The sequence below is a fragment of the Pedobacter sp. 22226 genome, assembly GCF_052045455.1.
Taxonomy (GTDB): Bacteria; Bacteroidota; Bacteroidia; order Sphingobacteriales; family Sphingobacteriaceae; genus Pedobacter; species Pedobacter jeongneungensis.
Window position 1 is genome coordinate 177,007 of sequence record NZ_JBQEPB010000004.1, and the last position, 11,787, is coordinate 188,793.

The 11,787-nt window shown below is 37.7% G+C and carries 9 protein-coding genes; 8 read left to right on the forward strand and 1 reads right to left on the reverse strand.

Going from position 1 to position 11,787, the window contains the following annotated elements:
• Nucleotides 1-4: 4 nt before the first annotated feature.
• Nucleotides 5-2,458, reverse strand: a complete 2,454-nt coding sequence (gene thrA, locus ACTJKC_RS10320; RefSeq protein WP_440791659.1) for a bifunctional aspartate kinase/homoserine dehydrogenase I — start codon at nt 2,456-2,458, stop codon at nt 5-7.
• A gap of 957 nt (nt 2,459-3,415) precedes the next feature.
• On the opposite strand from thrA, the gene pckA reads away from it, so the two are divergent.
• From pckA to ACTJKC_RS10360, 8 genes are all read left to right on the forward strand, one after another.
• Nucleotides 3,416-5,011, forward strand: coding sequence for a phosphoenolpyruvate carboxykinase (ATP) (gene pckA, locus ACTJKC_RS10325; RefSeq protein ID WP_440791661.1), 1,596 nt, complete (start codon nt 3,416-3,418; stop codon nt 5,009-5,011).
• A gap of 298 nt (nt 5,012-5,309) precedes the next feature.
• Nucleotides 5,310-6,140: a MotA/TolQ/ExbB proton channel family protein gene (locus ACTJKC_RS10330; RefSeq protein ID WP_108197404.1), complete on the forward strand. Its 831-nt coding sequence runs from the start codon at nt 5,310-5,312 to the stop codon at nt 6,138-6,140.
• A 79-nt stretch (nt 6,141-6,219) separates the two neighbouring features.
• Nucleotides 6,220-6,834, forward strand: coding sequence for a biopolymer transporter ExbD (locus ACTJKC_RS10335; RefSeq protein WP_344852147.1), 615 nt, complete (start codon nt 6,220-6,222; stop codon nt 6,832-6,834).
• Nucleotides 6,835-6,837: 3 nt separating this feature from the next.
• Nucleotides 6,838-7,344: an ExbD/TolR family protein gene (locus ACTJKC_RS10340; protein WP_025146312.1), complete on the forward strand. Its 507-nt coding sequence runs from the start codon at nt 6,838-6,840 to the stop codon at nt 7,342-7,344.
• Between the two features lie 18 nt (nt 7,345-7,362).
• On the forward strand, nt 7,363-8,181 hold the full coding sequence (locus tag ACTJKC_RS10345) for an energy transducer TonB (protein WP_344852146.1): 819 nt from the start codon (nt 7,363-7,365) through the stop codon (nt 8,179-8,181).
• 242 nt (nt 8,182-8,423) lie between these two features.
• A complete protein-coding gene (locus ACTJKC_RS10350; RefSeq protein ID WP_440791665.1) occupies nt 8,424-9,323 on the forward strand; it encodes a PstS family phosphate ABC transporter substrate-binding protein in 900 nt (299 codons plus the stop codon).
• A gap of 86 nt (nt 9,324-9,409) precedes the next feature.
• Nucleotides 9,410-11,131: a tetratricopeptide repeat protein gene (locus ACTJKC_RS10355; protein WP_344852143.1), complete on the forward strand. Its 1,722-nt coding sequence runs from the start codon at nt 9,410-9,412 to the stop codon at nt 11,129-11,131.
• Between the two features lie 82 nt (nt 11,132-11,213).
• Nucleotides 11,214-11,585: an NADH-quinone oxidoreductase subunit A gene (locus tag ACTJKC_RS10360; RefSeq protein WP_025146323.1), complete on the forward strand. Its 372-nt coding sequence runs from the start codon at nt 11,214-11,216 to the stop codon at nt 11,583-11,585.
• Nucleotides 11,586-11,787: the final 202 nt, after the last annotated feature.

Sequence of the window (11,787 nt, forward strand, 5' to 3'; positions counted from 1 at the left end):
CAGATTAGTTGTTTAAAGTGCCTACATTAATGATATCGGCAAAAACACCGGCGGCAGTAACTTCGGCACCTGCGCCAGGACCTTTTACTACCAATGGCCGTGATTTATACCGGTCTGTTGTGAAAGAAATAATATTATCGCTTCCCGATAGCATATAAAAAGGATGATTGTCATCAACCATTTGAAGGCTGATTTCTACATTACCATCTTCTAACTTGCCGATGTAACGCAAAACTTTTCCATCGCTGGCTGCGGTTTGCTTCAAATTCTCGAAGTAGGCCGCATTAGCTTGTAGTTCCGAATAAAAATCTTCTACAGTGGCGGCATTTAAACAGGCTTCCGGTAAAATGTTATCGATTTTTACATCGTTCGCTTCTAAAGGATAACCTGCATCGCGGGCGAGGATCAACATTTTACGCATAAAATCCTTTCCATTCAAATCATCACGAGGGTCTGGCTCGGTATAACCCAATTCCTGCGCTTCTTTTACCGTTTCATAAAAACCGGCTTCACCTTTAAAGTTATTGAAGATGTAAGAAATCGTTCCTGATAAAATGGCTTCAATTCGCGCTACCTTATCACCGCTCATCATTAATTCTTTTAGCGTACGTATAATGGGTAAACCTGCGCCTACATTGGTTTCGTAGTAAAAATCGACCCCGAATTTACGTGCGGTATCTTTGAACGATTTATATTGTGCAAAATCTGCAGAGTTCCCTTTTTTATTGCAGGTTACAACCGAAATACTACTCTCAAATATGTCCTGATAAAATTCGATTGGCGCCTCTGCTGCTGTATTATCCACAAAAACGCAATTCGGTAGGTTTAAAGCTTTCATTTTGGCTACAAAAGTTGCTAAATCTGCTGTCTCGCCATTTGCATCTAATTCGTTTTCCCATTTTTCGAGCGATAAACCATCCGCGTTAAAGATCATTTTACGGGTATTACTGATGCCCGCAACCTTAACCTGCAAATCGTTATTTGCCGCTAAGAAAGGCATTTGCTCCTTCAATTGATTGAATAAAGTTTTACCAATGTTTCCTGTGCCTAAGCAAAAAATATTTAATGTTCTTTTCAGGTCGGTAAAGAAAGCATCGTGCACCGCATTAACTGCTTTTGATAAATCATCTTTACTGATGATCACCGAGATATTATATTCTGACGAACCCTGGGCAATAGCCCTCACGTTAATACCATTACGGCCTAATGCATTAAACAGGCGTCCGCTCATGCCGGGAGTGCGTTTCATGTTTTCACCCACAATAGCCAATACCGCCAGGTTATTTTCAACTTCCGGCAACTCCAGTTTTTTTGCATCCAGTTCAAGCTCAAATTCTTTTTTGATTAAAGAAATGGCCTGCGAAGCATCTGTTGGTTTAACCGCAAAGGTAATGCTGTGTTCTGATGAGGATTGGGTAATCAGCACCACATTAATCTGCTCGCGCGATAGGAGCGAGAATAATCGCCCGCTAAAACCGGCCTTACCAACCATACCGCTACCGGTTAAGTTGATAATGCTGATATGATCGATAGAAGAAATTCCTTTTATCGGTAAACTCGAAGCTTTTACATCGCTTTTGATATAGGTTCCCGCAAAGTCAGGCTCGAAAGTGTTTTTGATCACAATCGGGATTTTCTTCATAAAAGCCGGAATCATCGTCGGCGGATAAATCACCTTTGCGCCAAAATAGCTCAGTTCCATAGCTTCAGTATAGCTTAATTCAGGCAATGAGAAAGCTTTTTTAACGATCCTCGGATCAGCTGTCATCATGCCGTTTACATCCGTCCAGATTTCTATTTCTTCAGCATTCAAGGCCGCACCCCAAACTGCTGCAGTATAATCAGAACCCCCACGACCTAATGTAGTTACCCTGCCTGCCGCATTGCTGGCAATAAAACCGGTTACAAATAGAACCTTGTCTTTATTTTCCTGGTAAAAATTGTTGATCAGCATTTCAGTCAGCTCCGTATCAACCTTCGCCTGACCGAAGTTACTGTCGGTTTTAATCAATTCCGATCCGTTTACATAAAGTGCATCACCCAAACTTTGCGAGGCAATGTGGCTGATCATAAAAGTAGAACAACGTTCTCCATAGCTTACAATCTGGTCTTTCGTTTGTAAACTCAGCTCACGCAGGTTGGTAACCGCCTGTAATAAATCTTCAAGCTCGTTAAAAAAGATTTTTAAACGTGTAAACACCGGGTTCTGGGCAGCTGCCGGTAAAAGCGAACGGATTACAGCAAAATGTTTTGCCTCAATTTCTTTTAAATGTGCATCATAATCTTCGCCACGCTCGGCCATTTCAGCCATATCCGTTAGCAAATTGGTTACACCGCTCATTGCCGATAATACAACTACCGGACTATTCTTCTGTTTTTCTTCGCCAACCAGGCGTAAGAGGGTTTTAATGTTCTCGGCCGAACCTACGGATGTGCCGCCGAATTTAAGTACTTTCATTAGTCTATTTTGGTTTTAGCTGTTTGTTACTGTCTTCATCTGTAGTTTAAAATGCTCGTTTGTACAGGTTTCATTCAGCATGGGTTTAAAAAAAAAAGCGTCCCGATTTTCATCGGGACGCTTTCTGTGTTTTATGTTTTTTCAACTTACAACAAATTAGCCCCGCTGGTTTATACCGGTGGTAATAATAATCGTTGTAATAATTGAAGTGTTAAATTTCATCTTGTCTTCGTGTACTTTGTACACCGTAAAGTAGAAGATTATTTTTTTAAAATGCAAATGTTTTTTCAATTTTATTTCGAAATTTCTATTAAAACGTTTAAGTAAATGAAATAGCCGCATTATTCCCTCCTTTGGAGCGCCTGCTCCGATTCTTTTCGAAGGGTGCTTGCAGGACGGGGTGGTTTTTGTTAATTCGAAAAGATCCTTCATTATTCCTCCCGATAATTCAGCCCTGCTAACCGCTGTAGTCCCGATGCTGGTAATGTTTTTAAAGGCCATTGCAATCGGGAGCTGCCGCTTTTATCAGGTTTAATTAACTCCGGCTTGTGCTGCTGTTTATGTTACCTGCCTTTCCGGCGCCTAATTATTCCCCTCCTTTGGAGCGCCTGCTCCGATTCTTTTCGGAGGGTGCCTGCGGGCGAGGTAGTTTTGATAAACTCAAAAACAGTTGCAGGTTATTACAATTGGAAACAACAAACCTGAATCTAAACATAGCCTCCTCAATCCAATATAGGCCGTGTATTCAGAACAATTTAAATCCACTAAAACCATTTACCTTAATTTACTTAGTGTATATTTTTAAATTTTTTTATATTTAAATTTATATCTTAATTGATTGATTATTAAATATTTATATCATAGTGTATTTGCTACAATATGTAAAAAATTACGTTTTAAAACTCGTTTTTGTGCTATATAAGTCTTTACCTTTGCTGCACTAACTAACTTATTGTTATGAGCAAAAAGAAACTGCAAGCGCCAGATTTAGGCTACTTAAATCTCGGCGGGAACATTGCTGTAAAGTACCAGTTGTCTCCAGAGGAGTTAATTGATGATGCATTATTAAATAATGAAGGTACTATGGCCGCCTCAGGAGCGCTGGCCATTGATACCGGGAAATTTACCGGACGTTCGCCTAAAGATAGATTTATCGTGTGCGATGATGTAACCGCAGACCAGGTTTGGTGGGGCGATGTAAACATTAAAATAAGTCCCGAAAAATTCGACCAGTTATTTAATAAGCTGACCAGTTATCTTAGCAACAAAACAATTTACGTACGCGATGCTTCAGCTTGTGCCGATCCGGATTATGCGATTTCCATCCGTGTAATTACCGAAACGGCCTACCAGAATCTTTTTGCTCATCATTTATTTATCCGTCCTGATGAAGAGCACTTAATAAGCCAGCCCGAATGGACCATTATTGCCGCTCCGGGTTTTCTGGCCGATCCGGCTGTTGATGGAACCCGTCAGGAAAACTTCTCTATCATCAATTTTACCAAAAAAATGATCCTGATCGGTGGCACAGGTTATACCGGAGAAATTAAAAAAGGAATTTTCTCTGTGCTTAATTTCATCCTTCCGGTATATAAAAATACACTTTCTATGCACTGTTCGGCCAATGTAGGTAAAGATGGAGATACCGCCATTTTCTTTGGCCTGTCCGGAACCGGAAAAACTACTTTATCTGCCGATCCAGAACGCGGTTTAATTGGCGATGATGAGCACGGCTGGGGCAACGATTCTGTATTCAACTTCGAAGGAGGCTGTTATGCAAAATGTGTTGATTTAACCGAAGAAAAAGAACCTCAGATCTTTAAGGCCATAAAATTTGGTTCCTTATTAGAAAATATCAATTTTTTCCCGGGCACAAAAGAGGTTGATTATTCCAATATCGATAAAACAGAGAATACCCGTGTAGCCTATCCGATAGATTATATCGATAATGCCATCCTGCCTTCTGTAGCTGCCGTACCAAAAAATATATTTTTCCTCACTGCCGATGCATTTGGCGTATTGCCTCCAATATCCAAACTAAACGTAGAACAGGCCATGTTTCACTTTATGAGCGGCTATACCGCTAAAGTTGCGGGCACAGAAGCCGGTGTTACAGAGCCACAGTTAACCTTTTCGGCATGTTTTGGAAAAGCTTTTCTTCCCTTGCATCCTTCAAAATATGCTGCTTTATTAGGAGAGAAAATGAAAAAGCACCAGGTACACGTTTGGCTGGTAAATACAGGCTGGAGTGGGGGAGCCTATGGCGTTGGTAAAAGGATGAAATTAAGTTATACCCGTGCCATGATTAAAGCGGCTTTAAACGGAGATTTAAATCACCACTATTATAAACAACATCATGTATTTAAATTAATGATGCCGTTAATTTGTCCGGGGGTGCCCGATGATATTTTAGATCCGTCTAAAACATGGAATAATCAGGAAGAATATTTTTTAAAAGCTTATCAGCTGGCAGATGCCTTTGCAGAAAATTTTAAGCAGTTCGAACTGACAAAAGTACCAAAAAGCAGACACGAAGCGTTAAAATTATGTTAAATGCACTTTAAAATGCATTTTTTGAGCGAAAAATTTGCAATTCGATTTTTTTTTAGTTTTTATTGTGAAAGAATTGCCTCGGCTGGGGCAATTTTTTTGTTATACGCCCTATGTGGTTTACCGAAACTAAATTCTAAGTAACGATTTAATTGCTTATTGATTTATTAATTTGTAATTTAAAATCAATTTATAAATTTGTTTTTCGCAACAATTTCGGATAAGAAACGTTGAGTGTATTACAATAAGAAAAAACAGCTAAAAATTAAAAACAAGAACTAAAACTAAAATTTCAAAAAAAATGGCAAACGCACCAAAACCAACAACTGTTAAAAAAGAGAGCTCTTCTAGTGCTTCAAACGTATTTGCAACATTCGTTATTCCAATCTGTATCGTTATTGGATTCTGTGTTTGGAGATTCGTATTCGGAGAAGGAAGTAACTTTATCGATGGTGACAGAGAGAAATTACCATTACCTGGTAACTATCTTGGAACAGCTTACAAAGGAGGCCCTATCGTAGCAATCTTAGTTGGATTACTATTAGTGGTAATTGTATTCTCTATCGAACGTTTCATCGTTATTGGTAAAGCAAGTGGAAAATCTAGCTTAGATACTTTCATCCGCAAAGTACAAGGTTTATTAAGCGCAGGTAACATCGAGGCTGCAAAAGCTGAGTGTGATAAACAACAAGGTTCAGTTGCTAACGTAATTAAATCTGGTTTGAAAAAATACAGCGAAGTTGAAGCTGATACCAACATGGATGTTGAGCAATCAATCGTTGCCATCCAAAAAGAGGTTGAAGAAGCTACAGCTTTAGAAATGCCAATGTTAGAGCAAAACTTAACTGTTATTGCAACTTTGGTATCAATCGGTACATTGGTAGGTTTATTGGGTACAGTAACAGGTATGATCCGTGCATTCGCCGGTTTAGCAAACTCTGGTGCTCCGGATCAGTCGGCATTAGCGGTAGGTATCTCTGAGGCACTTATCAACACTGCAACAGGTATCTTGGTATCTACTGTGGCAATTATCATGTACAACGTATTAACTTCTAAAATTGACAAGTTAACTTACGCAATCGATGAGGCTGGTTTCAGCATCGTTCAAACATACGCTAGTTCGCATAAATAAGAATTTTGAAAAAATTTTTACCGGCTTTATGGAAAACCGGAAAAAAGATCATCATTATTAAAAACTAGTAAAAAATATTATGCCTAGAATTAAAGTTAAAAGAACAAGTACAGTAACAGATATGACTGCCATGTGTGATGTGGCATCATTGTTACTTACTTTCTTCATCTTAACTGCTACAGCGAGGCAACCAGAACCACTAGCCGTTTCTACACCTTCCTCAACTTATGAGTTTAAGGTACCGGTAGAAAACAATGCGATTTTAACCATCGGGCAGGGGAAAGTTTTCTTCGAAGTAGCAGGTACAAAAGTAAGAGCGAGAACATTAGAACTGATGGGCGAACAATACAAATTGTCGTTCACTCCTACAGAAATCGCAAGATTCTCAGGGATCTCAAGTTTTGGTGTTCCTATCCAGAGTTTAAAATCGCTTATTGCTATGAATGGTGCTGACCGTATGAAACCAGGGGTTCAACCTGGAATACCTTCAGATTCGACTGATAATCAGTTAAATTCATGGGTTTTAAATGCCCGTAAAGCAACTAAGGAGATTAATAATCAGGATATGCGTATCAGTATTAAAGGTGATGCCAAAGAAGAATATCCGGTAGTTAAAAAGATTATTGATGTACTTCAGAAACAAAGTGTAAACAAGTTTTTATTGGTTACCAACTCTGAAGCTAAAAAGAAATAAGAAATGGCAGAATTAAACACAGGCGGGAAGAAAGCCACCCCAAGGGTTGATATGACTCCGATGGTGGATCTAATGTTTCTTTTGGTAACATTCTTTATCTTAACAACAGTAATCTCTACGCCACAAGCGATGGATATTGCAAAGCCGGATAAAAATGAAAAGTTACCTGAAAACAGATTAGAGCTTAAAGCGAGTAAAACAATGACAATTTTATTGGGTAAAAGCGATAAAGTTGCATGGTACATGGGAGTAGCTGGCGAAAGTGCACCAACGATAGAATCAGGTTCACAAATCGAAGATGCTATTGTTAAAAATAGAAAAGCAGCTGATGCCTCAGGCGTTGCCGGAGACTTTGTTGTACTGGTAAAACCAACATCAGGATCTACATTCCAAAACTTTGTAGATATGATGGATGAGTTGGAAATTCTTAAAGTAAAGGTTCGTCAGATTGATGATGATAATATCCTTGACAATGAGAAACAGTTCATGAAAGAAAAAGGAATTTTATAATCAGTAAAACCAATAGTTATGTCGAAGTTAGATATATTCAGAAAAGAATGGCTTGAAGTGGTTTTTGCCGATAAAAACAAAAACTATGGTGCATACCAATTGCGTAAAACCAATGGTGCCAACACCACTAAAGCCTTAATTATTGGATCTATTATCTTTCTTGTTTTATTTTTCTCTCCAAAAATCTATAGCCTTATCAAAGGTTCAATGGATCAGCAGGAAGATCAGGTAAAAGCACAGGAAGTAATTTTAGCTCCACCACCACCGGTAAACCCGGAAACACCTCCACCGCCACCGGTAGAGCCACCGCCACCAAAGGTTGACCAGGTGAAAATGCCACCTCCAATTGTAAAACCTGATATCGAGGTTCGTGATGAACCACCTACAGTTGAAAAATTGAAAGAAGCTGATCCAGGTCAGAGAGATATCAAAGGTGATCCAACGGCTGATATTGTTATCGCTGAACCGGTAGGTGAAGGACCAAAAAGAGAAGCTGCAGTTGCGGTTGATGATAATAAAGTTTATGACTTTGTTAGTATCGAGAAACAACCAGAATATCCGGGAGGTATTGCAAAATTCTATAAATACTTAGGAGGAGCAATTAAATACCCGCCAATGGCACAAGAAAACAACGTTCAGGGTAAAGTATTTTTATCATTCGTTGTAGAAAAAGATGGTAAATTAACAGATATCCAGGTTACCCGTGGTTTGGGTAGCGGAACTGATGAAGAAGCTATCCGTGTATTAAAAGCTAGTCCACGTTGGAACCCAGGTATCCAAAATGGTAAGCCGGTAAGGGTAAAATACAACATCAACGTTAACTTTACATTGAACTAATAGTAGATGTTAAATTTTGATATTTTTAAGCAAAAATCGCCTAAACAGCGGTTTTTGCTCATTTTAGGCCTTATCATGTTTGTCTTTTATGTGGTATTAGGCTTCGCATTTATATTTTACGAGCCAATTGCACTTCGTTTAAGCACTATTCCGCAATGGGGCCGCATCGCAATGGGTATCTTCTTAATTATTTATGCTTTTGTAAGACTTTTAAGCCTGGGTAGGCGCGACTAATCATTTCAATGAAAAATTTCCTTTTAGTATTTTGTGTATTAGCTTTATTTGTATCCTGCAAACGCAAAAACAAGGCAAATGCAGTTAAAGAAACCAGAACAAGCGGTACCCTAAAAATATTGGTCGATGAAAGTGTTGGGCCGATTGTTCAGGACCAAATCGATATTTTTAGTCTGGATTATCCAGATGCAAAATTTCAGGCAACAGTTAAACCTGAAGAAAAATTATTGCCTGCATTTTTGAATGATAGCGTAAGGGTAATTGTTTTACCAAGGTTATTAACCAAAGCAGAAGAAAAATATTATAACCAGCGTAATATTAAAATTAATACTTCACGTTTTGCCATTGATGGTATTGCTTTAATTACCAATCAGGGCAATATTGATAGTACAATTAACGTTAAAGAGGTTATTGATATATTACAGGGAAAAAAATCAGATAAGAAATTGGTCTTTGATAACGCTTATTCAAGTACCTTTCAATATTTTAAAGAACTGGCTCATATCAGTCAGTTTCCAGCTACAGGTGTTTATTCTAAAAATTCAAGCAACGAAGTAATTAAACTTATTGCTGAGGATAAAAATTTTATTGGTATTTTGGGCGTAAATTGGATTACGGGTAAAAATACCGGAGTAAGTGAGTATCTTTCTCAAATAAAGGTATTAGGAGTGAAGAATTTGAAGGGCAGACCTGGCGATGACAAGTTTTATAAGCCAACCCAGGATAATTTGATTAATGGTGTTTATCCTTTCTTGAGAAATATAAATATTATAGATTGCGAAGGAAGAGATGGTTTAGGCACAGGATTTGCAACATGGTTAAGAAGTCAGAGAGGGCAATTGATTGTACTTAAATCTGGACTCGGCCCACACAAATTAATGCCGAGGGAAATTAACCTGACGAAGTAAAATTAAATTAAAAAATTATAAATTGAACCACGAAGTAAATCTAAAGAGACACTTCATTTTTATTAAATAAAAAAACAGAATATCCGATGAAAATTTTAAAGAAAGCAATAACCTTAAATGTAGGTTTGGTGTTGATGGGTTCTGCAGTTTTTGCTCAAGATTTAAATGACGCGAAAAAAGCCATTGACGCTGAACAGTACCAAAAAGCATCATCAGTGCTTAAATCATTGGTGAGCTCAAAAGCATCAGATGGTAATAATTATTACAATCTTGGTTTGGTTTATTTGAAAACCGGTTATATCGACTCTGCAAGAGCCGTATTTACCAAAGGTGTCACCGCTGATCCTAAAAACAACTTAAACCTGATTGGTTTAGGTGAAGCAGATATGTTGTCGAACAATCCAACTTCTGCAAAAACTAATTTTGATAAAGCTGTAGCTTTGGCCCCAAAAGATTACAAAACTTATTTGTACATCGGTAAAGCTTATTTAGCGCAGGATAAACCTAGTGATGATGTATCTAAACCTGATTTTACCAACGCCTTAGCCAACATTACTAAAGCGGATGAGCTAGATTCGAAAGATAAAGATGCAGAAGTTTTCTTGGCTCTTGGAGATGCATACGCTTTACAAAAGAAAAATTCTGAAGCATTAGGTCCATACATGCGCGTTAGTGATGTTGACCCTAACAACAGAAGGGCTAAAACTCAGATCGGTAAAATGTACAAAGAGTCGAGAGCTTTTCCGGAAGGTGAAAAAGAATTACAGGATGTAATTGCAGCTGATGCAAATTATGGTCCTGCTTACCGCGAGTTAGGTGAGTTATACTTACAGTGGAGTAGCTTTGGTACCGATAAGGAAAAAGCAACAAAAGCAATCGAGAACTACAAAAAATACATGGATTTAACTGATAAATCTTTGGAGTCTCAATTGCGTTATGCTCAGTTCTTATTTTATGCAAAAGATTTCAAAACTTTAGAGCAGGTTGCTACTTCATTACAAGTTCCGGCAAATGATCCTAAAGGGATTGTGGTTTCAAGATTAAAAGGATGGGCAGCTTATGAGAATAAAAATTATCCTCAGGCCTTAACTTATATGACTGAATTTTTTGCCAAAGAAAAAGATAAATCTAAAATTTTAGGTAACGATTATCTGTACTTAGGTAAATCTCAGTTGCAGGCTGGTCAGGATAGTTTAGCTGTAATGAACATCATTGAAGCTGCTAAAATAGATTCTACAAATGCAGATGCATTGGCTGAGGCTGGATTATCTTTAATGAAAGCTAAAAAATATGCTAAATCAGCTGAAATTTTCCAAATGGCTATTAAATATAACCCTAACGGAAAAGGATCACTTACTAACTATTACTATTTAGGTCAAACTAGATTTTATGAAGCTTACATCGCTCAAAAAGAGAAAAAGCCATTTAATACTGCAGCTTTAGTTGAAGCGGATTCAGCATTAAGTCATTTAAATAAAGTTTCTCCTGATTTTGCTTTAGGTTATTTTACAAGAGGTAGAATTGCAAATTTGATTGATGATAAAACCAATCCAAAGGGAACTGGCATACCATATTTCGAAAAATATGTTAGTCTGGTAAAACCTGAAGAAGTAGCTAGTAATAAAACTAACTTGTCTGAGTCATACAATAACATTGGTGCCTGGTATTCAGATAAAGACAAAGCGAAAGCAATTGATGCTTTTACAAAAAGTTTGGCTTTAGATCCTGCAGATACTTATGCTGCAGCTAGATTGAAAGAATTACAATCGCCTGCTCCTGCCCCTAAAGCAAAAGCTAAAGGCAAATAATTAAAAAGTTAAATAATTTAGAAAAGGCAGAGTTTGGTTACTCTGCCTTTTTCTTTTACTTTTGCATCACAAAATAAAAATTATGCAAGCGCAAAGTTCCTCTATAGATTTTTTACCAATTATTTTCCAAGTAATTGTTGCTTTAGGTTTTGTGGTAACTACATTGGTTGCTACCCACTTTCTTGGTCCAAAACGTAAAACAAGCGATAAATTAGAAACCTTTGAAGCTGGTGTTAAATCGGTAGGTAATGCCCGTCAGCCCTTTTCTATCAAATATTTCGTTGTAGCCATCTTATTCGTGCTTTTCGATGTTGAGGTAATCTTCATGTATCCCTGGGCAGTTAATTTCCGTGCATTGAAAATGGATGGGATGATCGAAATGTTTATCTTCATGGGTACACTATTGCTAGGTTTTATCTATGTCATCAAGAAAAAAGTGTTAGACTGGAACTAATTAGTTCTGAATTTCAGTTGACAATTTTCAGTTTTTAGCTCGCATTTTAGAACTGGTAACTGCTGAATGCCGACTGCAAACTGAAATGTGTATCACTTACACTATCTTCAATCCCTTCAAGTTATTTAGAAAGGTTCTAAATCTGGTAAAGCTAGTTTAATTGCCTTTAAAATATTGTAAATTTGTTGCTCATTCTGCAAAG

Excerpts from the sequence above, each read along its gene's own strand:
- thrA (WP_440791659.1), bottom strand. The coding sequence starts at position 2,458 with ATGAAAGTACTTAAATTCGGCGGCACATCCGTAGGTTCGGCCGAGAAC.
- pckA (WP_440791661.1), top strand. The coding sequence starts at position 3,416 with ATGAGCAAAAAGAAACTGCAAGCGCCAGATTTAGGCTACTTAAATCTC.
- ACTJKC_RS10330 (WP_108197404.1), top strand. The coding sequence starts at position 5,310 with ATGGCAAACGCACCAAAACCAACAACTGTTAAAAAAGAGAGCTCTTCT.
- ACTJKC_RS10335 (WP_344852147.1), top strand. The coding sequence starts at position 6,220 with ATGCCTAGAATTAAAGTTAAAAGAACAAGTACAGTAACAGATATGACT.
- ACTJKC_RS10340 (WP_025146312.1), top strand. The coding sequence starts at position 6,838 with ATGGCAGAATTAAACACAGGCGGGAAGAAAGCCACCCCAAGGGTTGAT.
- ACTJKC_RS10345 (WP_344852146.1), top strand. The coding sequence starts at position 7,363 with ATGTCGAAGTTAGATATATTCAGAAAAGAATGGCTTGAAGTGGTTTTT.
- ACTJKC_RS10350 (WP_440791665.1), top strand. The coding sequence starts at position 8,424 with ATGAAAAATTTCCTTTTAGTATTTTGTGTATTAGCTTTATTTGTATCC.
- ACTJKC_RS10355 (WP_344852143.1), top strand. The coding sequence starts at position 9,410 with ATGAAAATTTTAAAGAAAGCAATAACCTTAAATGTAGGTTTGGTGTTG.
- ACTJKC_RS10360 (WP_025146323.1), top strand. The coding sequence starts at position 11,214 with ATGCAAGCGCAAAGTTCCTCTATAGATTTTTTACCAATTATTTTCCAA.